Origin of the sequence: Gordonibacter sp. An230, from assembly GCF_002159915.1 — a bacterium.
In the GTDB taxonomy this organism is placed as follows: Bacteria; Actinomycetota; Coriobacteriia; order Coriobacteriales; family Eggerthellaceae; genus Rubneribacter.
This window is the reverse complement of the sequence record NZ_NFJP01000029.1, coordinates 1-23,516: the sequence shown is the minus strand read 5'-3', so window position 1 is coordinate 23,516 and position 23,516 is coordinate 1. Positions and strand designations below refer to the sequence as shown.

The window sequence follows — 23,516 nt, the reverse complement described above, 5'->3', positions numbered from 1 at the left end:
CGCCGGAGTTTCGAGTCGTGTTGCTCAGGGCGGTCGCTGTTGGCGCGGAGCTGCTCGAAGTGCGACAGCGAGATGGGGGCTCAGGTGCGCGTTTCCCTGTTCGCCGAAGGGTGGAAGGCCTCCGCCGTTGCAACGGCGGAGGCCTGCGAGGGAGGCGGCCGCAAGAGGGAGGGGGACGGCCGCCTCGTGCGGAAGGTGCGAGTTACACGCTGGCTGCGGCGTTCGTGCCGGCCAAGCGGCCGAACGTAAGCGCAGTGGCCAGGCTGATGCCGGCTACGACAACGGGGTAGTCCACCTGGAGGCGGCGACCCATCGTGTTGCCAGCCACGTACAGACCGGGGATCGGATCGTTCGTGCCGTCCTTGGTCACCTGAAGATCGTGGTTGCACTCGAGGCCGCCGAACATGACGAGCATGCCCGCGTTGCCGAACTTGCACGCGTAGTACGGCGGGTTCTCGACAGGGAACATGCGCTTCGCCATTTTGCCGAAGTCCTCATCGTAGCCCTTGTGGCACAGTTCGTTGTAGCGCTCGATCTCTGCCTTCATCGTCTCGTAGGGCAGGCCTGTCTGCTCGGCCAGCTCCTCGAGCGTGTCGCATTTGACATCGACGGCTTCGTCCACCATGGCCTGCGTAGTGTAGCCCAAGCCGAAGCCCGAGAGCACCGTTTCGTAGTTCGCGGCCTCTTCTTCAGGGATGAAGTAGGTGGTGTAGCCGTGACCGTCGGGCATGTGGATGATCTGCTCGGGCCACTTGCTGTCGAAGATCTGCCATGCCTTCACGCCGGCCGCGGCGAGCTCGGGGTCTTTGGCGACGGGCTGGCGCGTATGCTCGTCTGCGATGTTTTGACCGGGTACGTCCTCGTTCATGAAGCGCTTGCCCTCCATGTTGAGCTGCAGGTAGCTATCCACGCCGAGAGCTCCGCCCATGTGGTGCGTCATTGGGGCATGTGGGCCCAGCTCCATCCAGCCGCCCGCCCAGATGCCCATGAGCTGGCCCTGGCCGTCGTCGTAGCCTCCCTGGAACTCGTCGGTCCAAGGGGCGTAGTAGTGGCGCATCTCGAGGTTCGCACCGTAGTCGCCGGTGCAGAGGATGGTGGCCTTGGCGTTCACCTTGAGATAGCCGTCAGCCGTCTTGGCGTAAGCGCCCGCCACGGCCTCGCCGTCCTTGAAGAGCTGCTCGCCCTCGGCACCGTAGATGATCTCTGCTCCGGCGGCCTTGGCGGCATCGCACGCAGCCTGGCAGCACCACTGCATGTTCGGGTTCGCCGTGATGGTGCCGTGGAAGTAGGGGTACAGCTCCTCTTTGTAGTTGTACGTTTCCAACTTGGGGAAGCACTTCGGACGGATGAAGTTCGGCTTGTCCGTCTCGCGGTTGGCGGCGGTGGACTTGAGCACCTCGTAGTCTGCACCCTCGATGAACCAGTCGAAGTCCTCGCCGGAATGGTCGTACCAATAACTCATCATCCACGTGTCGCAGCGGCCGCCGGTCTCTTTGACGTACTCGTTCATGATGTCCTCTTTGGGCGCCCATTCGATGCCGAGATCCTTCTGGATCTGCGAACCCACCACGCCGAAGTCGCCAGCCATGGAGATGACGGTGTAGCCGTCTTCGGGCTGCTTTTCGAGCACGATGACCTTTTTGCCGGCTTCGGCTGCTGCCTTGGCGGCGGCGGTGCCGGCAAGGCCCAGGCCGATGACGAGGACGTCGCAGTCCTTCTCCTCTTTGACATCGGTGGGAACCGGAGGCGGGGTTAGGAAGTCGGGGGTGTACTCGCTGGGGGCGATGCCGGAGGCCGATCCGTCCGCGCCGGCGTTTCCGCTGTTCGCAGTGCCGCTTTGCTGCGGTGCGCAGCCCGCGAGGCCGGCCACGCCTGCCGCAGCGGCTGCCGTGGCGCCGAGGCCTAGGAATGCGCGACGGCTCAATCCTTTGTTCATGAAGTGCTCCTTCCCTTGTGCGTGCAGAGGTGCTCCCTCCCCTGCCTTCGTTGCGGCGATTCGGCGGGTTGGCGCACGGGAGCGTTGCGACATGCGGCAGCGCCGGGCGGCGCGGTACGACGCTTGCGGCTTTGGCGCCGCTCGTCGTTTTCTCCCTTGCGTTACAGCCCTCGATTCGCTTCGACTGTTTGCACCTTATGCCTTCCGTGTCGGGGGACGCCACACCCGCCTGCGGGTAGTTTTCGCTGTTTTGGCCGATGGGAACCTACCTGAACCGGGTGGTTGCCGCTATTCGCCGGGTTTAGCGCCGCATTCTGGACGTGCAGCGCTGCGGGGCGCGGGAAGGAAACTCCTCGGAGGCCGTGTGCGGCCGAGGGTCATTTTGGCTTGCGCGTTGTCGCCCGAATCGGTCGTTTTAGGCGAAAGAAACGACCGATTCGGGCGACAACCCCTCCCGCGGTTGTGCGATGTCGCATCGGGAATGCATCGCGAGCGCGATGGGGTGGATAGGATGGACGCCCGAGCGCGTGGGCGTGCCGGGGAGGCGATGGAGGTCGGAAACATTTTGCCGGGGGGCTTCGGTGACTTTCATGGTCGTATAAGCTACACTGGAGCCAGTCACGGGATGGGATAGGGGAAGCATGGAGCGCTTGAAAGAGCTGTTCGCTGGCATGCGGGTGCGCGATGCTGTGTTTATGAGCGGCTACGCTCTGTATTTGGTGTTCGGGTATGTGTCGTTCGAGTCTCCGACGATGTTTGCCTCTGTGGACGGCTCGGCCATACCGGTCCAGTCTTTGTTCCAGGTGGCTATCGTGGGGGCCCGCGTGCTGGTGTACGGGTCGATGATAGCCGTCATGCGTCGGCGAAGCCGCATCTCGACCCTTGCTTCGGCGTTTCTGTGCGCGGGCGTAGCGGCTGCGGGCTTTTTGGTTACGAAGATGGCGTTCGAGTTCGTCCCGTTCGCCCCATCCGATGTGCTTCTGCCGTGGCTCATGTTCGGCGGCTTGCTGTACGGCGCGGGCGGCGCGCTGGTCACGCTTTTGTGGGCTCGGTTCTCCGGAACGCTCGACCTGCGCCGTGTCTACCTGTTCGTGCTGCTGAGCAATGCGTTGAGCTTGGTTCTCTATCTGCTCGTCACGCTTTTGCCGACGCCGGCGGTTGCTCCTGTGGGCGCGATTTTGTTCTTCGTGTCCGTGGCGTTTTGCAAGCGGTGTCTCGACATGCGCGGCCCTATCGGGGAGGAGTGTTCGGCTCCGGTGCTGAAAGGTGCGCTCTTGTCGTTGTGGCGTCCCATTTTGGGAACATCTATCCTGTCGTTCATGAGCGGGCTGATGCTTCAGGTATCGATTCAGCAGAGCATACCCCTTGCGACGTTCCAGTGCACCTCGATCATCACGCAAGGGGCGGTCGTCTTGGTTTTGCTGTTGCCCGCGCTGATGGCGAAAAGCCAGCCGAGCTTGGGATCGGTGTACAAAGTGGCTTTGCCGCTTTCCGCGACGGGTTTTCTGCTTCTGCCGTTGATTTGGGACGGGGCCGGAGGGCTTGCCAATGCGTGCGCCCAGCTGGGATCGTTGGTGGCTGGCATCATCCTGTGGTGCATGACGGCAAATGCCGTGCGCGACACACGGCTTCCCGCGGGGCTGCTGTTCTCGTGCTCGCTGGTGTGCACCAATGCCGCGCAGCTGGCTGGGGCTGTGGTGGGGACGTTGAACGCCCACACGTTCAGCGTCGGCGACCTCAAGCTGACGGCGGTGGCGCTGGTTGCAGTGTACCTGGTCGCCATGGTGTCGACGTTTCTGTTCAAGGATAGGACATTTTCGGGCGAAGGGGCGGGCCGGACGATTCCGGCGACGGTGGCGCCTCAGGTTGCGCTGGAGGAACGGTGCCGACAGATCGTTGAGACGTACGGGCTGACGCCGCGTGAATCGGAGATACTGAGGCACTTGGGACAGGGGCGGACGGTGCGATCCATCTCCGAGAGGCTCGTGGTGTCCGAGAACACGGTGAAATACCACGTCAAGTCGATTTACCAGAAACTCGATGTGCACTCGCGCGACGAGGTGGTGGATCTCATCGAGCGGGAGGCGTAGGCGCGCTGCGGGATCCGCGCGAGGGCTGCACGGTCCAGTGTTGTTCCGCGCTCTGTGTTGTCCCATGTCCTACGTTGTCGCCCGAAACGGTCGGTTTCGGCGCGAAAAGCGACCGTTTCGGGCGACAACGCGGGGCGGCAGCGTCCGGTGGGAGTGCTCGTCTCTCTCTCCTATGGTTCTTTGCTGGCAGCAGTTGACGCGGGGTTGCCTGCGCGTAGTAGGATGGTGACAATATCGCGAACGCATGAGGGAAGGAGCCAACCTATGGGCCAAAGCAATGTTGATCGAGCAAGGGAATACCGCGGCCGCTTGTTCCCCGGGTTTGATTCGCCGCTGATGGAGACAGACCCTGAGTTCGTCGAGCGCATGGACGGTTTTGCGTTCGGTGAGGTGCCGCACAGCGACGATTTGGATGACCGTACGCGCATGATGGCCATACTGGCAGCGCTCGTGGGTTCGCAGGCGATTGATTTGTTCAAAGCCATGGTGAAAGGCGCGTTCAATTTGGGCGTCACGCCGGTCGAGGTGAAGGAGATCGTCTACCATTCCACGCCGTACGTGGGTATGGGGCGCATGCTGCCGTTTCTGTATGCGGTGAACGAACTGCTGGAGCATCGCCTGGTCGATCTGCCGTTGGAAAGCCAGGCCACCACGACCATGGACACGCGCCTCGAAGCGGGCGCGCAGAAGCAGGTTGATCTCTTCGGGCCGCATATGGCCGACTTCTACGAGTCGGGTCCTGAGGAGACGCGCCACATCAACCGGTGGCTCGCCGAGAACTGCTTCGGCGACTACTACACACGCACGGGATTGGACGATGCGCAGCGAGAAATGATTACATTCTGCTTTCTTGTCGCCCAAGGTGGTTGCGAGCCCCAAGCGATCAGTCATGCGCAGGCGAATATACGCGTGGGCAATGATCGGGCGTTTCTCATCAAGGTGGTGTCGCAGTGCCTGCCCTACATCGGCTACCCGCGCAGTTTGAACGCCCTGCGCTGCATCGACGAAGCCGCGAAAGCGCTTGAAGGCGCTGACGCCGGCGAATAGGCGCGCAGCAGACGGTCACGGCGGCCGCGCAAGCCGGGGCCGCCGTCGGTCGCATTCCCGCGCTCGCCCCAAACACACGCTTGGGAGCGCCGGAGCGTGTGCTTGGGGCGAGCGCGGGTGCGCATTCGCGTCGTCGCTCGCTAAGGTGTGCGCTCCACCAGGTCGATCAGCTCCTGGTGCGAGTGCACGCCGAGCTTCGCGTAGATGTGGCTGACGTGGGTCTTCACCGTGTTGTACGACACGGTCAGCTCGTCTTGGATGAAGCGGACGTTGCGCCCGCGCGCGAGGTATTCGAAAATCTCCTGCTCGCGCTCGGTGAGCCCGGCCGCCGCGCCAATGGCCCCGCATCGATCGGTCACGGGGGAGGGCGCGTCGCCTGCGCTTGCCGACAAGAGCGGCGCGAGCGGCTCGATGCCCTGGATGGTATGCGAGAAGCTGAACGACTTTTGCACGAGCACCACGTACGCTACGATGCCGAACACGACGCAGGCCGAGATGATGGACGTCGTAGTCGGGTTCGACGCCATCTCGTTCGTGAAGCGCCCGAAGTTGGCGCCGAGCAGCGTGCCCCATGACGCCATGGCGTTGCCCCAGGTTTCCACGATGGGATGGGGCGTGGTTGGAACGATTCCCGAGGTGTATAGGTGCATCCTGCTTGTGTTGCGGCATGCCGGCGTCTCACAAGTTTTTTGATGACGCTTTGCCGTCGGCGTCGACGTTCGGGATCGATTGCCGCTTGGTCGCTAAGGATGATTGTTGGTGCAACTGGGGTAGCTGGTGGGTTGTGCGACGTTTTGCGAGGGGTTTCGTCTCCGCAGACTAGGAGTGGAGTGATCGCGCATGGGTTCGCGTGGCTATTTCCGCGCTGTCGTGCATTGTCGAACAGGAGATATACGGCATTTGCGCTGGAGCTCGGAGGGGCAATCGCCGTCTGCGGGTGCAGGATGCGCTGCATTCCTTTGCTGCTTCATGTTGGAGGGGCATCGATGCTACACTGATACGATGATCGCGTAGAATAGGATTGCGGCATATGGAAAAAGCGCTCTTCTTGGTGGCGTTCTTCTTCGCCTATACCGTACAGGCCATCACCGGGTTTGCCGGCAACATCCTCGCCATGCCGGTCGGCACGATGCTCCTGGGGTTGGAGCCTACGGTGGCCGTGCTCAACGCGATGGGGTTTTTCGCATGCGGGCTGCTTGCGGTGACGGATTTGAAGAGCGTGAATTGGCGGGAATTGGGCAAGATCCTCTTGGTGATGGCGGTGTTCATGTTCGTGGGCATCTGGCTGGATGCCGTCATGCCGCTACATATTCTGTTGAAGCTGTACGGTGTCGTACTCGTGGCGATTGGGGCGAAGAACCTGTTGCGTCCCCAAACGGGGTTTCTGCCCGAATGGATGCTTTGGACCGTGCTGGCTTTGGCGGGCCTCATCCAGGGCATGTTCGTGTCGGGCGGGGCGCTGCTCGTCATCTACGCAGTGCAAAAGCTGCGCGATCGCCAGCAGTTCCGCATAACGCTTTCGGCTGCATGGACGGTTCTCAACGGGGTGTATGCCCTCATCGCGTTCCAGCGCGGGCACTTCACGAGCGATATCCTGCAAGTGGTGGCGATTTGCGTCCCGTTGGCCGTGGTCGCCACGATTTTGGGAAACAAGCTGCAGAAGCGGATCAGCCAAGAGAAGTTCCTCAAGTTCACGTACGCGCTCATCCTGTGCATTGGCGGATTGCTGCTGGTGACGGGATAGGCGGGGAGGATCGGACGCGCGAGTTGCTAGACCCGGTGTCTGCGAGAGCGGGTCGGCTATTCGGGGACTCGCTGCCCCGTCGGACGATTCGTGGACGTCCGTCGAACGTTCGCGCAGTGTTGGTGCGGCCCAAATGCGCGCTTCGTCGAACGGTCGGCAAGCTTCGCATGCGTTTATTGCACCGCGCCGCGGCGTTTCCTGCGCGAAGCTGGCGAAAACTGCGCATACGCCCAGCAGAAACCAAAGGACCGTCTTTGCGGCGCTTGCGTTCGGCGCTCGGCTCAACGGCTGCGCTGCTCCGCACAGCTTGCCAAAGGCATATCGCCAACTGGCTATGTCTCGCTTTGCAGGCGCTCTGCGAGCCAGTCGAGAACGGTTCGCGTTGCGTCGGGCAGAGGGCGATTGCGAGGGGTGAGGGCGTTGACGGCCCACGTGCATGAGGCGTCGTCAAGGGGGATGGCCGCGATGCCGTCGGTGCAGAATGTCCGGATACGATGGCGGGGCACTGCGCAGGCGCCCTTTCTCCGTCTCACTTGATCGAGGATGAGGTGGTAGTCGTGCCAATCGAATGACATGGTTAGGTTGAGTCCCCGTTTCCGAGCGAGCTCGGTGATGGCTTCGTCTAGCGGGAAGTCTTTGGAAAGCCCGTACCAAGTAAGTCCGTCCAAGCTGTCCAGAGTGTGGTGTTCTTTCTGCGGAAGCAGCGATTTGTGGACGGCCGCGTAGAGCGGAATGTCGCACAGGCGCGTGCAGCGCGTACGCGATCCGCGCAGGTTTCCGACGATGAGGGCCATGTCCTCGCTGCCCTCCTCCACGCACCGTTCTGCGATGATGGGCTCGATGATGTCGAGCTCGAGCCGCATCTCCGGATGACCGGTGCGAAATTCCTCGACGAGCCGATCGAGCGGAAGGGAATCGAGCGCGCCGAGCGAAACGCTCATGCGAATCGGCTTTCGAGAGGGCCTTTCTGCTGAGCAGATGGCCCGTATGGCATCGTAGCTGTCGAGCAGGTCCACGGCCTTTGGGTACACGAGGTCGGCTGTCGTCGTGGGATCGAGCCCCTGCGGTGTGCGGACGAACAGCGTGCGCCCGAGATCGGTCTCGAGTCCTTTGAGCACTTGGCTCATGCCTTGGCGGGTGAGAAACGCCTGCCTCGCCGCTTTGCTGATGGATCTGCTCTCGTAGGCGAGCCGAAAGCAGTGCAAGCTGTTCGCATCCATAAGCCCCCTCCTTTCGAACAGCATGCCTCTGTTGCGCGGTTCCCCTGCCCGTCATTATAACGCTCCTCGTTCTTGGGGTCAGATCGGCTGCTCCCCGCAATGAACCGTGGCGGGGGTGCTGCGGCTTCTTTCTTCCGTCGAGGCATCTTGTTGTGGTTACCTGGAGGCAAGGGGCAATCTTTGTGGAATAAGGAGGAAGACATGATAGATGCGAAGGGCATTTCGCGCAGAAGCTTCTTGCAGGGGCTTGCAGCGGGGGCGGTGGGGGCAGGGGCTTTCGGTTTGGCCGGATGCGCGCCCGCCTCGCAACTGGATGGCGGCGTGGACGAGAGCGCGAATGACGTGCAAGGCGCGACGGTCGATCGCAACGACGTCCTCAACCCTCAGGACTACGGCTACACTGCCAACTCCATCACTGATTTCGCATCATCGGCGCTGTTCAGCGGCTGGAAGCTCGGTGGCATCGAGCTCGGCCACCGCATGGTGAAGTCGGCGGCGTTCCAGCTGGCGTTCATGAAGGGCAATCCGGACGAGTACATCGGCTATTACGAGCGTATGGCGCAAGGTGGCGTCGAGATGATCTGGGTCGAGGATTTCGCCAACATCTGGGAGCTTACCGCGAGCCCTCTCAAGCAGGATTACGCTTCCTACGACGTGAAAGGCCTCGTCGACCGCCTGCATGCCGCGGGCGCGCATGTAGGCTACCAGTTCGACACCATGGGCTCGCCTATCGGTCCGCTCGACTTCGAGGAGCCTTTCCTCGGGAATTACTCAACCGACGAGGTGAAGGAGTGGGAGCAGACGATCATCGGCATCGCGAAGCGCCTGCACGACGACGGCTTCGATGCGTTCGAGTTGAATTTCGCGGCGAACAACGTGGGCCAGTCGTTCCTCTCGCGGGCGCGCAACAACCGCACCGACGAGTACGGCCCGCAGTCCCTCGAGAACCGCACCCGCTTCGTCGTCGAAGTGGTCAAGGGCGTCAAGGAGGCATGCGGCGAGGACTTCGTGGTGCAGGTGCTCATCAACGGCGTGGAAGGAAACGATCGGAGCCTCGGAGCCGATTCCATGTGCACTTCCATCGAGGAGAACAAGGCCATCGCGAAGATGCTCGAGGATGCGGGCGCTGACAGCTTGCACGTGCGCTTGGGGCCGGCCGGCCAGCACATCGCGCAGTTCGCGAGCGAGCTGTACTTCGCCGTGCGGGGCTTGGAAGGTGCGACCGGTTTCGGCGGCCGGTTCGACTTCTCGCGCCACTTCCAGGGCAAGCTGCGCGCCGACCATTCCGGCTGCGGTCTCATGCTCGATGTGGCTGCCGAGATCAAAAGCGCGGTGTCCATTCCGGTGGGGGCGGCCACGTACATGGATCCGGCGCAGGCGCCCGACTACTTCGAGGCGGCCATCTCGGAGGGAAAGCTCGACTTCCTTGTAATGAACCGTCCGCTGTGCGTCGATCCCGAATACGTGAACAAGCTGCGCGAAGGGCGCATCGACGAGATCGCTCCGTGCACGCGCTGCCTGCACTGCTTTTACGATCCGGACAAGTCGGGCGCCCTCATGGAGCACTGCCGCGTGAACGCTGCGAATTGGCGTGCGTACGGAGAGGCCATGCCCGAAGGTTGGACGCCCGCGCCCATAGAGGGCGAGAAGAGGGTCATGGTGGTGGGCGGAGGCCCTGCCGGCATGGAGGCGGCGCGCGTGGCGGCTCAGCGCGGATGCGCGGTGACGCTGTACGAGAAAGGCGGCAGTCTGGGCGGCAGGCTCGCGGCCGCTGAGGGCATCAAGGGTCCGCATGAGAATCTCGGCCGTCTGAGGAGCTACCTGGCCAAGCAGCTTGAAGTATACGGTGTGAACGTGGTCATGGGAACCGAGGTGGATGCCGCGCTGGTGGAGCAGGAGGCCCCCGATGCGGTGATCGTCGCCGTGGGCGGCAAGCGTGCCGAAACCGCATTCGAGGCCACGTCGGGCACGCAGGTGCTTTCGCTTGAGGAGGTGGCCAGTGCCGAGATGGGCGACGACGTAACGGTGCTCGGCAGCAATTGCCAAGCGGTCGACGTTGCGGTCTACCTGCTGTCACTCGGAAAAAACGTTTCCATTGTCACGCCCGATCCGCTCGAGGCGTTCGAAAAGGGCCATTCGGTCAACATGCGCGACTTCGTGGAATCGGCCATCACCGCCCAAGGCGTGCGCATCTGGCCGTCTGCCGAAGTTTTGGAGGTTGGCGATGGGCAGATCACGATCAAAAGCGAGGCGGGCGTGGACGTGGTCTTGCCTTGCAGCGCGCTTGTGGACATGAGCGACGAGCTGCCGAACACCGAACTCGCAGACAGCCTGTCGGGGATCGAAGTGGCGCTGGTGGGCGATTGCGCTGAACCGTACAACATCGCCGAGGCCATCTCGTCGGCCAACCTTGCCGCGCGTGCGTTGTGAGGTGGGAAGCTCCCCTTTTCCGTTTCGCAGCATTGGCTCTTCCGGAGGCAGCGCTGCGGTACAATAGGGGCGAAACGCGGTGGCGAAAGGCCGCCGGGCGATGAAAGGAGCGGACATGGGACAGCGGTACACGCGTATTTTCGCAGCGCTCGATGGAGCGTCGACGCAGAAGGCGGTGGCTGAGCGCGCGGTGGCGTTGGCGGCCGACGACCATGCGTCGCTCGTGTTCGGGCATGTCGTCGATTCGGTTCCCTACGAAGCGTCTGGCGTGGACTTCGAGGCGCTGTGCGTTGAGGGCAAGAAGCGAATCGAGGCCGATCTTGCCGACGTCTTGGCAGAGGCGCGCGCGAATGCAGGCATCCCATCGGTCGAACTGCTCGTGCGGGCGGGTCGCATCACCGACACGCTCGAGCACCAGCTCATCGAGCCGACACAGCCCGACCTGGTCATTTGCGGAGAGCGGGGCTTGTCCAACATCAAGTACGCGTTCGTGGGCAGTGTGTCCACGTTTCTCATACGCTCCATGCGCTGCGACGTGCTCGTGGTGAAGCAGGACTGACGTGCCCGTCGCGCGCGTGGGCGCCCGACTGCCCGCGTGCGCCGTATGCGGGGACTGACAGGCGAAGGGCCCGGACATGGCCGTCTGGGCCCTTCGCGCGAAGAAAGGGCGTCCGCAGGGAGGGGCCGCGGACGCGCGGGGAAGGCTACAGCTGGGCCAAGATGCGTCCGACCAGCATGCCGTGGGTGAGCGCCATGCCGTGGCTGATGCCGGGCGCGGGCAGCGGGTAGTCCACAAGGAAGCGGCCGCCCTGGGCGTTGCCCACAGCGTACAGGCCCTCGATCACCTCGTCCTCGGTGTCTAGCACGTTGAAGTCCACGTCGGTTTGCAGGCCGCCCATGTTCACGAGGATCACGGTGTCGGTGAGCGGGTAGGCGTAGAAGGGCCCTTCCTCGATGGGGAACAGGCGGTCGGCGCGTTTGCCGAAGTCCTCGTCGTTGCCGGCGGCGGCCAGCTCGTTGTATCGTTCGATGGTGGCGACGAGCGTTGCCTCGTCAACCTCCATGAGCTTCGCCAGCTCGGAGATGGAGTTCGCGGTGACGCCCACGGCCTTGTCGCCCTCGAAGTAGCTCGTGAAGCCGGGCGTGTTGCCGTCCTCGTTGTCCTCCTCGGAGATGTAGGCGTTCTTGCCATACGAGCCGTTGGGCACCTCGGAGCCTGATTCCACGTACCAGTTCACGTTGCCGTGGCCGGTGTCCATGTACTTGATCTGGTCTTTCCATTTGCTGTCGAAGATCTGCCACGCGGTCTTCTTAGGCAGGCGCGACAGCTGGTTTTGGAAGGGTTGGCCCCCCACGTCCTCGTTCATGAAACGGTTGCCGTAGATGTCGACGAGCAGGAACGCGTCCATGCCCAAAGGACCGCCCAGGTGGTGCGTCATGGGAGCGTGCGGACCGTCCTCCATCTTGGCGCCGATCCACATGCCCATCTGCTGCCCGTCGCCCGTGTTCGTCTTCTCGCCCTTGGCGTCGACGTTCGGGAAGATGCTGGCGAAGCGGTCGGACCACGGCACGTAGTAGCTCATCATCTCGGCGTTCGACGCGTAGTCGCCCGTGGCCAGCAGGACGGCCTTGCTGGCGGTGATCTTCTTGTAGTCGCCGTTCTCGTCCTCGACGATGACCCCTTCGACGCGACCGGCGTTGTCCGGGCGCACAAGTTGGCGGGCGAACGTGGAGTACAGGAACCGCACGCCGGCCTCCTCGCATATCTCCACCATGTTCTGGATGTAGGGGCCGTTGTCGGGCAGGCAGATCTGGCAGTCGTCGAAGATGGGGTAGTAGTCGGCGGCGACGTTGGCCTCTTCGGGATGGGGCCAGTGCATCTTGCGAACGCTCATGGATTCGCCGTCGTAAGGATCGGACTCGGCTTCCACCACGTACTGGCCCTCGCTTGCGGCCAGGTACCAGTCGAACGCCTCTCCAGAGTGATCGGCCCACAAGTTGAGGATGCGCTGGTTGGGACGATAGCCGCACTCTTTCATGATCTGGCCGACCACGGCGTTCTTGTCGATGTGAATGCCGAGGTCCTCTTGTATCTTGCCGCCGATGCAGCCCACTTGGTTCGAACGGTACTGCCACGTGGTGGCCTTCTCCACGACGACGATGTTCTTCGCGCCGTTCTCGACGGCTGAGCGGGCCGCGCTGATGCCGGAGAGGCCCGCGCCCACGATGACGATGTCCGCTTCGATCGTCTCGGTGATGTCGCCCTCGGCGATGGGCTCGGGCGCAGTCATGAAGCTGGGGGTGCCGGAGCCTGCGGTTGAGCCCGAGCCGGACTCTGCTCCCTTCGACGCGCCGCCGTTCGTCTGCGGCGCGCAGCCTGCGAGGCCTGCGCCCGCCGCGACGGCGGCGGTGGCGCCGAGGCCGAGGAACGCGCGGCGGGAAAGACCGCGCCTGTGCGAAGTGGTGGTCATGCGAATCATCCTCCCTGTGTCGTGCTACGTTGCTGGTTGCTTTTCCTCGCGGTCGGCGGCGCTCGCTTCGAGTGGTCGCCGGTGCCCGACTGCGATGCCTACGATATGCGGGATGGGGCGTCGTGCCGCCCACCCAAAGGGTTGATTTCCCATGACGACGGGCGACATCAACCCTTTGGGTTGATGCGGGCGGGTTCGGGATGCCGGTTGGGCGGCGGGGTCTTCGAAGGCTCCGACCCGCTTTGGCGTGCTGAATGCGGACGCCCTTCGGCGCGCAGGGCTCGCCATGCTGCTCGGGGCGTGGCATCTTGCGGAGCTTCCCGAATGAGCGCGATTCGATGAAGTCGGTTACAATGAGGGCGTTTCTTGGATGACGACGCTGACTGCAAGGGGAGGGCCGGTGAAGACGGGGTTTGCGGCCGTGAGCCGAGAGTTCGCGTTGCGCTATGCGGGCCTGAGCTTCTACTGGGCTTGGGTGTTCCTTTCCTTCAATTCCATCGACATCGTAGGTGGCGATGGGCGGTCTCTGTCGTTCGTGCACGTGGCTTCGGCAGCCGCGGCCATGGTCGTGTTCGGTGCGAGCGCCGTGTGCTTCCATCGTGTTGCGGCATGGTCCGCTGCGCGTGTTGCGCGGGTGTTGGCGGGATGCGGTGTGGCGGCTGCTGCGGGCACGTTTCTGTACTCGTCTCCGCTGCTTGCGCCGAATCCGGCGTTGACGGTGGCCGGGGCGCTGGTGACGGGGCTTGCATGCTCTCCCATCGTGCTGGCATGGGGCGTCGCGTATCGCGGCCTCGACGCGAGGCGTGCGGTGCTGTTCACGTCGATGACGTTTTTCGGAGCTGCCGTGCTGTACGCGGCGCTCGCGGCTCTTGCGGCGCTCGAGCCGGCGTTCTCGTCGGCGGGTGTGTCGCTGCTACCTTTGGCTGCTGCGGCGACGGCTGTTGCCAGCATGCGCGGAGGCGGGTGCGCACGGCGCCTCGGGGTTGGCGTTGCGCATGCGAGAGGTGCTCGCGAGGAGGTTCGGATGCTCGTGCGCACGGCGCTTTCTTGGCGCGTGCTCGTGGGATTGACGACGGCTCTGTTCGCGTATGGCGGCCTGCGCGTGTATTTCGGCGACCTTGCCCCCGATGTGTTCTCCGATCCGTGGCTCATGGCGGGCACCATTGCGCTGGCTGCGCTCATCTTCTTCCTGTACGGCACGTTCGCGTCGCGCACGAGCCTCAATCTCGGCGTTCTCTACCGCATCGCCTTGTCGGTGTGGGCATTGGCGTTCGTGCTTATCGCGCTCGTGGGGCAGGGAAACGCCTGGGCGGTGTTCTTCATGGCGTCGCTCAGCTCGGTTTTGTTCGAGGTGCTCACATGGGCGTTGCTTGCTGAGATCGCGCGCACGACGCATTTCTCTCCGCTGCTCGTGTTCGCAATGGGTCGATTGGCGGTGCATGCGGGCATCGTGACGGGCGAACTGGCGGCGTTCGCGTTCGTCGGCGATGTGACCGCGTTCGCAGTGACGGCCGTGTTCGTTCTCGTGGTGTCAGCGGGCTTTACGTTCGCAGATCGCGACACCACGTTCGCGTTCGAAAGCCCTACGCCGACAGAGCTCGCGCGTCTTGCGGCGCTTGGCGAAAAGGGAGCCTCGGGGGGCGAGAGCGGTGATGAAGGCGGCGCTGCGGAAGGAGGCGTGGGCGGCGTGCGCGCCTCGAAGGGCTCGGGTGTTGCGGCCGGCGCCTCGTCGGTGGACGTCGGGCTGGTTCCGCCGTCCGAAGGGCTCGCTGCGCGCATCGACGCGCTGGCCGCCGCTTACCAACTCTCCCCGCGCGAGAAGGAGGTGTTCGCGCTGTGGGTGACGGGACATGGGTCGAAGTACATCCAAGAGAAGTTCGTCATCTCTCCGGCCACCGTCAAAACGCACGTGCGCCACATCTACGAGAAGTTCGACGTCCACAATCGTGCCGAGCTCATGCGCAAGCTGGAGGAGGCGCGCTAGGCAGGCGATGAGAGCAAACGAGGGTTGCCCCTGCAAGATGCTTGGCGAGGGGGCGTCGTGGCGTTCGCAGACCGTCTTATGGGGACGCCTTTTCGCCTCGCTCTTCTTGGCGCGATGCGTTGTTTGCGAGAGGTTCCGGCGAAAGGGCGGGCGCATGCGCCGCCACTGCGGGTCTCGGTCGTGCCTGCAGGTTTTCGCGCATGAGCGCTCTCGTTGTGATCGACGGAGTTGTGCAGAGTGCGCGGATTTGGGCGAGTGGCGATGCGATCATGCAACACAACGGGCGAGGTTCGCTGCGAGCGCGCTTGCCTTCGGCGTAGCGGCGACTTGCGATGCGCTTCTGCGCGGATGGCGAGAGGCCTCGAGCCGAGGCCTCTCGCCACGTGCCCATCACGATTGGAGGGGCGAGGGGTGCGCGTCTAGCTCGTGATCGTGGAATGCGCGTGGTTCGCAGCCGTTCGGCCCGAGTTCACGTTGTTGCCGTTGCACGTGCCGCCAACGTTGATGGTGTAGATGTTGCGGTACAGCATGCAGCCGTCCGTGCCAACTGCGTACAGCCCTTCGATGGGCCGCTTGGCTTCGTCGAGCGCTTGCGCATTGATATCGCATTCGATGCCGCCCACGGACATGAGGTAGTACTGGTTCAGTTTGGCGATGTAGTATGGCGGGGTTTTGATGGGGTCCATCAGTTCTGCCGGCTTGCCGAAGTCGGCATCGGCTTTCGCTTCGCACAGCTCGTTGTAGCGATCGACGCTTGCCTGCAGTGCCGCCGCGTCGAGCTCGAAGTGCGCGGCTGCTTCTTCGAGCGTATCGGCCACGGCCAAGTCCGGCTCGTTGATGGAGTCGATTCGCTCGAGGCTTTCGGGATCCTGGGCGAACGCCGTTTCGAGAATGGCTCGGTCGAACACGGAGTACAGAGCGCGATGGGTCATAGCGGGGACGCTCTGCATTTCGAAATTAGCGGCGGCGAAATTCTCGTTGATGAAGCGAGCGGCGTCTTGGTTGACCCACAGTTGGTTCCCCCCGGTTCCGAACATTCCCGCGCCGCAGAAGATCGAGGTGAACGGATCGGCCTTCCAGGCGAAGGTGTCGCCCCGTCCGCAGATGTTCGTGCAGTTGAACGTGGAGTTTTTGACAAAACTGCGCGCGCCTACCTCGAACGCCATTTTCAATCCGTCGCCATTATGACCGGGCGTTCCGCCATATATGACGTTTTCCCAGTTAAACCCCCTCTCTTCCATGAATTCTTGACTCTGGGCGTATCCTCCGGTTGCCAAAATGACCGCCTTCGCATTGATCCGGATGGCTTTTCCGTCCTTGCGTTGCGCGTACAGCCCGGTAACTTTGCCTCCTTCTTTGATGAGCTTCTTGGCGGTGGTCTCCATTCGGATGTCGACGCCCAGCACCTTCGCCCGCTCGGTCATTTGCGGGATGTACCCGGTGCTGGCGACGTTCCCTTCGAACCAGTGAAAACCACTCACGATTCCTGAGCCAAGATAGTCGTCCACGACGCCCGAAAACTTAACTCCCTGCTCGATGAGCCATGACACATTGTCGCCCGACGCGCGAACGAATCTGCTCCACAAGGCTCCATCTGTGACCATCTGCGCTTCTTCGAGTTCGGTTCGGACGACCTCCACGGGATCGATTTCGATGCCTGCCGCTTTTTGCAATTCCGTCCCCACGGCGAAGATGCCCTCTACGCCGATGCCGTTGCCTCCGGTGACGTTTGTGGCCTCGAGTCCCACGACCGCATCGCCGTTGCACCCTGCTTGAACGGCCGCGGCAAGGCCCGACATTCCAAGCCCCACCACCGCAATGTCCGCATCGATGGTTTCGACGACCTCTTCTGGCGCATAGCCGGCGACGTCTTCTTGGGATGCGTTCGAGCCGGCGCTCGTTGGGCCGCATCCGGCGAGCCCGACTCCCGCCACGGCTGCTCCCGCCGCTGCCAAGCCCAAAAAGCTTCTGCGTGAAAGTTCTCGTTGCAATTTCATATGCTCCCCTTCGATGCTCGTTGCGGTTCTGCCTGTTTGCAAGATGTCTTTGCCGTCTTGGACGCGCGTCTGCAAGCAGCGGCTTGTGACGAGGCTATTCTCTTTGGAAGTGCGACCGGGCGCATCGGGAGGATGGGGTGTGCTTTGAAATCACCTGATACGGGCGATGCGCGCCGATGAATGCTCAGCTGCGGTTCAAGGCCGCTCTGAGATAATGAATGCGCGCTTCGCGTTGACGGGGGAGGGTTGCTATGCTGAAAAGGCTCAGGTTCGAAGAAGGCTTTTGCCTGCTGGTTGGGATCGGCTCTTACTGGGCGTGGGCGAGCGTGTCCATGGTCGCGTCGTTGCTTTGGAAGGACGGACCGGTTGAGCTCTCCCATTTCTCATGGACGGTGAACGTCGTTTCCCATTGCGCGAGTTTGGGTGTGCTTCTTTTGCTTGCGCGTAGGCGAGGGTTTGCGCCGAACGGCCGTTTCGCATCGCGGGCATTTCCCTCGCTGGTTGCCATCGGTACGGCGATGCTGGCGGCGGGGCGTTGGGCTTTCGGATTGAATGCGCTCGTGTTGGCAGGCTCCTTCGTTTCGGGTATGGGCACCGCCGGAATGCTGCTCATGTGGTGCGGACCGTACTCGTCGTTGCTGCAAGCCTCCGATCAGCGCTTGATCCTGTCCGGTTCGGTGATAGTGGGGATGTTCATCGCATTGCTGATTCCGAATTTGCCCGATCTGGCTGCGTTGGCGGTCACGTGCCTCTTGCCCTTTGCAACTTCTGCGTGCATGCAACGAATGGCGAAGGCGGGTGCGGCAGGGCGAGGGTGCGAGGCTTTCGAATGGCGATTCGCGAAGAGCCGTGCTCCTGCGGCGAACCCGCTTGCGCCCTCGGCGCGTCAGGATGCTGAGCGGCCTTGCAAACGCATGGTGGTCAGCGTGTTGGCCTGTTGTTTCATCTTGGCGCTGCCAACGGGGCTGTTTCAGAATTGGTATACATTCGCGGAGTCGGGCGAAACTGCCACCGGATGGAGCACCATCCTCTCATGCGTATGCGTTTTGATGGTGCTCGCCACATGCCTTGACTACCTTTTCATGGAAAAGCACGGATTGTGTCTGTTCTCGCGTCTGGTCATTCCGCTCGTTGCAGGAGGGCTTCTCGCCTTGCCTTTGTTCTTGTTCGGCGAGAGCTTCCCTTGGGAGGGCGTCGAATCCGGTGCGGGCGTGCTCATGCTAACGGGTTATCATCTGTTCCTCGTCTATGTCTATACGGAATTCGGGCTGATGGCCGCCGATACGAAAACCGAGCCATGCCTGGTTTTCGCGGGAGGCACGTGCACTATCGACATTGGGCTCGCGTCCGGGTCGATGCTGGCGGCCGTTGTCTTGCCGTTGCCCGGCGTTTGGGCGACGGGGGCTGCGTTGGGGATCGCATATCTGCTGCTTCTTATCGGCGTGCTGCTGTTTCCCAAAGCGCTGGAGAACATAGAGAATCGTGAGCGGGACAAAGCGTTCGCGAAATCGCTTCAGGCGAATGCGGACGAGCCGGTCGATCCTTTGCGCGATCTCGAGGGCCGATGCGCGAATGTGGCGGCAGGTTTCGGGTTGTCCGCCCGTGAGAAAGACGTGCTGGGCTACTTGTTGTGCGGACGGACGTTGCGCTCCATCGCCAACGAGACCTTTCTGTCGTACAACACGGTGAAAACGCACGTTAGCCATATATATCAAAAGGTGGGGGTGCATTCGCGCGACGAACTCATCGACCTGCTCGACTCTGCGGACCGTTAGGCGGGCATTCGCTATAGAGGCGTTCGGTTGGCGACGATGCGATGAATGAGACGCCCTGAGTGCAGCGGGTCCGTCGTTACAGTGTTCGCGGCGTCTCCCGTCGATGTGCGGTCTTGACCCGAGGGTTTGCGCCAACTGTGCTAACCTTTGCACAGGGCGAAAATCTTTTGCGACGAGGAGTGGTGCTGCATGGTGAACGAGAGGATGCTCGGATTGGGAGTCGAGCCGAACGCGATTCGCGAGCTGTTCGCGTACGGGATGGCGCGCAAAGCTGAGATCGGCGATGGGAACGTGTTCGACTTCAGCATTGGTAACCCGAGCGTGCCAGCGCCCGTTGCGGTGAAGGACGCCGCTTTGGCGCTGCTCGAGCAACCGGCCGCGTCGCTGCATGGTTACTCGCCCGCAGGCGGCGTGCCGGAGGTGCGTGCGGCCGTCGCCGACAGCATTCGCCGTCGTTTCGGCATCGATGCGTCGTCCGAGAGCGTCTACATGACCGCTGGTGCGGCGGCATCCATCGCCATTTCCGTGTCGGCGGTAACCGAGCCCGGCGACGAGGTGGTCGTCATCAGCCCGTACTTTCCCGAGTACAAGGTGTGGATCGAGACGGCTGGCTGCGCTTGCGTCGAAGTGCCCGCTCGCATGTCGGACTTTCAGCCCGACATCGACGCTCTAGCCGCAGCCATCGGGCCTAGAACGAGCGCCGTCATCATCAACACGCCGAACAACCCCGTGGGAGTCGTGTACTCGCGCAAGAGCCTGGAGGCGCTGGCCGACCTGCTTGCGGCGAAGGAGGCGGAACTCGGACGCGAGCTGTACCTGATCAGCGACGAGCCGTATCGCGAGATCGTTTACGACGGTGTGGAGGTGCCCTATGTGCCTTGCGTGTACGAGCGCACGATCATGTGCTATTCGTACTCGAAGTCGCTCTCCCTTCCGGGCGAGCGCATCGGCTACGTCTACGTGTCCGATCGCATGGAAAACGCCGCCTCGGTAAACTCCGCTGTGGCCGGTGCGGGCCGCGCGCTCGGCTATGTTTGCGCTCCGGTGCTGTTCCAGCGCGTAATTGCCGCATGCGTGGACGAGCCGAGCGATGTTGCATCTTACGCTGCGAACCGCAAGCTGCTCACTAAGGGCCTGTCGGCCTTGGGCTATGAGTTCGTGGAGCCGCAAGGGGCGTTCTACCTGTGGATGCGTGCGCTCGAGGACGATGCGCGAGCGTTCGGCGAGCGCGCGAAAGCGCACGAGCTGCTGCTCGTGCCTTCCGACAGCTTCGGGGTGCCCGGCTGGGTGCGCGTGAGCTACTGCGTGAGCGCCGATGTCATCACCGCCGCCATGCCGGCGTTCAAAGCTCTTATGGAGGAGTACCGGAGGTAGAAAGTACCGGAGGTAGAAGAAGGAAGGGCCGGCGGTCTGCGCGCTCTTGCCTCCGATCTCGCTGGGCGGCTTGGACCACGCCGAGGAGGCGGGGCCGATGCGGCTGCGCGCTCTCGCCTCCGGGGCGGACGGGGCGAGAGGCGATGGTCGGATGAGGGCGAAGACTGCGGAGCGGGACGAAGAAGCGGGACGAAGAAGCGGGGCGAAAAAAGAGGGGCGCGCGCGAGCCCCCTCCTTCTCTCTCGTTTCTGCTTTTCGGTCCGGTCGAGGTGATGCGAAGCTTTGCGGCAAGGCCGCTGTGGATGGCATGGGTTCCTGCCGTGTGGTGCAACCGTCTTTCCGGCGCCGTTCGGCGAGGCGGAATGAAGGCCGGCGTCGCTTCTCCTACAGCAGCGCCAGCAGCTCGTCCACGGCCTCGGGGCGCGTGGCCCAGCTGGTCGCGAAGCGCACGACGGTGCGGCCGTCCGGCGCGAGCTCCCAGAAGCCGAACGACGCATGCTCGGCTAGGCGCTCCTTGGCGGCGTCGTCGAGCACGACGAACTGCTGGTTCGTGGGCGAGTCGAGGTGCAGGTCGTAGCCCTTCGCGCGGAAGCCCTCGGCCAGGCGCTGCGCGAGCGCCACGGCATGGCGGCCGGCGTTCTCGTAGCGCAGCCCGCCGTCCTCCTCCTCGAACAGCACGTCGAACTGCAGCCCCAGGAAGCGACCCTTCGCCAAGAGCGCTCCGCGCTTCTTCATGAGCGTGAAGAAGTGGTCGTCGAGTCCCGGCTTCGTGAACACCACGGCCTCGCCGCACAGCGCGCCCACCTTGGTGCCGCCGATGTAGAACGCGTCGCATAGGCGTGCGATGTCGGGCAGCGTGACGTCGGCTCCAACGGCGGCCAGGCCGTAGCCCAGGCGCGCGCCGTCCATGAACAGCCGCATGCCGAAGTCGCGGCACACCTGCGAAAGCGCTTCGAGCTCGGCCAGCGAGTACACGGTGCCGTACTCGGTGGGATGCGAGAGGTACACCGCACCCGGCGCCACGATGTGCTCGCGGTTCTCGTCGGCCCAGTACGCCTCGCACAACGCGCGCACCTCGGCGGCGTCCAGCTTGCCGTCGTGCTGCGGCAAGGGCAGTGTCTTGCGTCCGCACGCCTCCACCGCGCCCGCCTCGTGCGCGGTGATGTGGCCGGTCGTGGCCGACACGATGCCCTCCCACGGCCGCAGGATCTGGTCGGCCACCGCGGCGTTCGCCTGCGTGCCGCCCACCAGGAAGTACACCGCCGCCTCCGGGCACGCGCACGCCTCCCGGATGCGCTGGCGGGCGCGCTCGCACACCTCGTCGGTGCCGTAGCCGCTCGTCTGGTCGAGGTTCGTGGCCGCCAGCCGTTCGATGATGGCCGGATGGGCACCTTCCATGTAGTCGCTGTCGAAGTGAAGCATGGCATTGGCTCCTTTCGTGTGGTGGGCTGCGTCTCGGCGCACGGTGTTTGCCTCATCGCATGATATCGCGTCTTCTTCGGCCGTGCCCGCCTCGTTTGCCCCGCTTGCTCTTGTCCGTTCCGAGCGTCGGTTTTAGGCTCTTCCGGTTCGCTTCCGTCGAAAGCGTCTCGACGCGCAGAGCGGCCTCGTCAAGTCGATTGGGCTTGCGTGCGACCGTTCGTCGCTGCTCGTTCTCCGTTGCGTCCGTCACGCCCGCCCCGTCGCTCCCTCGCGTCGCGCCGTCGTGCGGCACCTGCTCGCTTCGATCTTGTATCGTCCGCCAGCCGGATCGTCCGCCGTCTTTACGATGCGTATCTCCCAAGGTAGTCGATGATCTCCTGTCGTGAGTGCAGGCCCGTTTTGGCGTAGATCCGTTTGATGTGAGCGTGGGCGGTGCCTTGCGTGATGAACAGCTCTTCAGCCACGCGCTTCTGCGTATGGCCGAGCGCGTACAATGTGAGCACCTCCACCTCTCGCTCGGACAGGAGGAACTGCTTGCCCATCTCTTCGGCATTGTGCTGCATGGACGCCTGCCGAAGGTCGGACATGCTCTCGTTCTCATCGAGCGCCATCAGCTTTGCCAGCACGCCTGTGCTCGCATGCCGCATGCCATCGGACTCCTGCTCGTCGGCGCTGCGCAGCGCGATGGCAAGAAACTGCACAAACACCACTTGCGTGGACAGGACGAGAAGTCCGCCTATGACGGCGCTCATCAGCATGTCGTTGGCGGAAATGAGGTACGCCTCCATCAGCGCGACGCGCGACAGGGCTCGGCACCCCAGCCACACGAGCCAGGCGGCGATGGCGTAATAGTACGGGTCGCGCCAGCCATGGCTCATGAACGCGATAATGACATACCAGGTGAATGCAACCATGAGCGCGTTCAGCGTGGTGGTGAACACGGCGCCGATGTCCAGCATATCGGGAAACGCAGCGTATGCGATGAGCGCCAAACAGGCCAAAAGCTCCATGACGATGAACGCGCCCGCGGTCATGACATGCTGCTTGCGCATGAGCACGAGCACGATGAACGTGCTGCTGACGACGACGGTCAGTGCGCCGTATGCCATGCGCGTGGCCGCCGAGAACGCGATGGCCTCGCCGTTGGGATAGCCCCGTAGAAGCCCGATGACGATGGAGAGGCATCCGATGCCGATGGCCGTGGCCGCAAGGAGCTGCCTGCTCTGTATCACGGTTTTCGCGAAGCTGAAATAGTCGTGCGCGAGCGTTGGCGAGGCGATGCGGTAAGGTTGAACGCGCTTGCGAGCCCACAGCATGCAGGGGTATTGCACGAGCGCGAAGACCATCGCCGTCAAGTTCGCGATGGCGTCGGGCAGCAATGCGCAGAGGAATATCTCCGCCTCGCTCACGATAAGCGCGGAGAACACGAGCAAGACCGCCACCGTAGTGCTGGTGCCGCGCGCTCGGCGCAGCCAGTAGAAGATGGCGCCCGACGAGACGAGCGTGCAAAGAGCGCTGAGCGCGAACAGCAACTCTTCGCTGTCTTGTCCTCCCGTCGTTTTGAGCGCGGCCATGGCGAAAAGGCAGAGCGCTTCGAGAGCGATGCATATGCGCGCGATCAGGTTTGTAGCGCGCTTGCCAACAGTCTTGCCGGTGATCAGCAGGAATGCGAAGATCGCTGCCAAAACAGCGAGCGCCACCAGCATGGCGCCGTCGGTGAACATGCCCTGGTCGGTGCTTGCATAGCTGCCGTAGCTAGCCACGATGAGGCCTGCGCGCGAAAACGCCAGTCCCAGCACGAGTGGCCAGAGCATCACGTAATGCCCAAGCGTTCGCACCGCTTCTCCCAAGCGGGGTCGAACGTTGCTGGCGGCATCCGAACCGGCGTGGGCGGTGGTTTTCGGTTGGGGGCTTTTCGGGTGCGTTCCGCCTTTGCCTTGTCGAGTGGCGGTGTCGGTTCGCACGGCCCTGTGAGATGTTCGCAACGTCAAAATTGGGGGGGGGGGGGGGGGGGGGGGGGGGGGGG

The 23,516-nt window shown here is 63.1% G+C and carries 15 protein-coding genes; 8 read left to right on the top strand and 7 right to left on the bottom strand.

The annotated features are described in order from the left end of the window. Window positions 1–202: 202 nt before the first annotated feature. Complete coding sequence (locus tag B5F40_RS13090) at window positions 203–1,936, bottom strand: FAD-dependent oxidoreductase (RefSeq protein ID WP_087194731.1); 1,734 nt, start codon at window positions 1,934–1,936, stop codon at window positions 203–205. Between the two features lie 641 nt (window positions 1,937–2,577). Between B5F40_RS13090 and B5F40_RS13085 the strand changes: the two genes are divergently transcribed. Together B5F40_RS13085 and B5F40_RS13080 are read left to right on the top strand one after the other, a co-directional pair. Next, window positions 2,578–4,026, top strand: a complete 1,449-nt coding sequence (locus B5F40_RS13085; protein ID WP_087194730.1) for a helix-turn-helix transcriptional regulator — start codon at window positions 2,578–2,580, stop codon at window positions 4,024–4,026. A gap of 264 nt (window positions 4,027–4,290) precedes the next feature. After that, complete coding sequence (locus B5F40_RS13080; RefSeq protein ID WP_087194729.1) at window positions 4,291–5,073, top strand: carboxymuconolactone decarboxylase family protein; 783 nt, start codon at window positions 4,291–4,293, stop codon at window positions 5,071–5,073. Between the two features lie 140 nt (window positions 5,074–5,213). On the opposite strand, the gene B5F40_RS13075 is transcribed toward B5F40_RS13080, so the two are convergent. Further along, window positions 5,214–5,723 (bottom strand): helix-turn-helix transcriptional regulator, encoded by a 510-nt coding sequence (locus tag B5F40_RS13075; RefSeq protein ID WP_239443058.1) that lies wholly within the window; start codon window positions 5,721–5,723, stop codon window positions 5,214–5,216. Between the two features lie 380 nt (window positions 5,724–6,103). On the opposite strand from B5F40_RS13075, the gene B5F40_RS13070 reads away from it, so the two are divergent. Further along, the gene (locus B5F40_RS13070) at window positions 6,104–6,817 is read left to right on the top strand and encodes a sulfite exporter TauE/SafE family protein (protein ID WP_087194728.1); all 714 of its coding nucleotides are present in this window, start codon (window positions 6,104–6,106) and stop codon (window positions 6,815–6,817) included. Window positions 6,818–7,149: 332 nt separating this feature from the next. On the opposite strand, the gene B5F40_RS13065 is transcribed toward B5F40_RS13070, so the two are convergent. After that, window positions 7,150–8,037: a LysR family transcriptional regulator gene (locus B5F40_RS13065; protein ID WP_162610984.1), complete on the bottom strand. Its 888-nt coding sequence runs from the start codon at window positions 8,035–8,037 to the stop codon at window positions 7,150–7,152. A gap of 201 nt (window positions 8,038–8,238) precedes the next feature. Between B5F40_RS13065 and B5F40_RS13060 the strand changes: the two genes are divergently transcribed. After that, entirely contained in the window at window positions 8,239–10,467 is a 2,229-nt protein-coding gene (locus B5F40_RS13060) for an oxidoreductase (RefSeq protein WP_087194726.1), read from the top strand. 115 nt (window positions 10,468–10,582) lie between these two features. Further along, window positions 10,583–11,026: a universal stress protein gene (locus B5F40_RS13055; RefSeq protein WP_087194725.1), complete on the top strand. Its 444-nt coding sequence runs from the start codon at window positions 10,583–10,585 to the stop codon at window positions 11,024–11,026. Between the two features lie 145 nt (window positions 11,027–11,171). Here B5F40_RS13055 and B5F40_RS13050 read toward each other — a convergent pair whose 3' ends face one another. Then, the gene (locus B5F40_RS13050) at window positions 11,172–12,938 is read right to left on the bottom strand and encodes an FAD-dependent oxidoreductase (RefSeq protein ID WP_087194724.1); all 1,767 of its coding nucleotides are present in this window, start codon (window positions 12,936–12,938) and stop codon (window positions 11,172–11,174) included. Window positions 12,939–13,338: 400 nt separating this feature from the next. Between B5F40_RS13050 and B5F40_RS13045 the strand changes: the two genes are divergently transcribed. Beyond that, window positions 13,339–14,922: a helix-turn-helix transcriptional regulator gene (locus B5F40_RS13045; RefSeq protein WP_087194723.1), complete on the top strand. Its 1,584-nt coding sequence runs from the start codon at window positions 13,339–13,341 to the stop codon at window positions 14,920–14,922. Between the two features lie 419 nt (window positions 14,923–15,341). Here B5F40_RS13045 and B5F40_RS13040 read toward each other — a convergent pair whose 3' ends face one another. Then, window positions 15,342–16,919, bottom strand: coding sequence for an FAD-dependent oxidoreductase (locus B5F40_RS13040; RefSeq protein WP_087194748.1), 1,578 nt, complete (start codon window positions 16,917–16,919; stop codon window positions 15,342–15,344). A 251-nt stretch (window positions 16,920–17,170) separates the two neighbouring features. On the opposite strand from B5F40_RS13040, the gene B5F40_RS13035 reads away from it, so the two are divergent. Together B5F40_RS13035 and B5F40_RS13030 are read left to right on the top strand one after the other, a co-directional pair. Next, on the top strand, window positions 17,171–18,694 hold the full coding sequence (locus B5F40_RS13035; RefSeq protein ID WP_087194722.1) for a helix-turn-helix transcriptional regulator: 1,524 nt from the start codon (window positions 17,171–17,173) through the stop codon (window positions 18,692–18,694). A gap of 189 nt (window positions 18,695–18,883) precedes the next feature. Continuing rightward, a complete protein-coding gene (locus B5F40_RS13030) occupies window positions 18,884–20,068 on the top strand; it encodes a pyridoxal phosphate-dependent aminotransferase (protein WP_087194721.1) in 1,185 nt (394 codons plus the stop codon). Between the two features lie 384 nt (window positions 20,069–20,452). Here B5F40_RS13030 and B5F40_RS13025 read toward each other — a convergent pair whose 3' ends face one another. Both B5F40_RS13025 and B5F40_RS13015 read right to left on the bottom strand, forming a co-directional pair. Beyond that, window positions 20,453–21,490 carry a threonine aldolase family protein gene (locus tag B5F40_RS13025; protein WP_087194720.1) on the bottom strand — a complete coding sequence of 346 codons (1,038 nt, stop codon included), beginning with the start codon at window positions 21,488–21,490 and terminating at the stop codon, window positions 20,453–20,455. A gap of 341 nt (window positions 21,491–21,831) precedes the next feature. Next, window positions 21,832–23,328, bottom strand: coding sequence for a LuxR C-terminal-related transcriptional regulator (locus tag B5F40_RS13015; RefSeq protein WP_239443057.1), 1,497 nt, complete (start codon window positions 23,326–23,328; stop codon window positions 21,832–21,834). Window positions 23,329–23,516 lie beyond the last annotated feature (188 nt).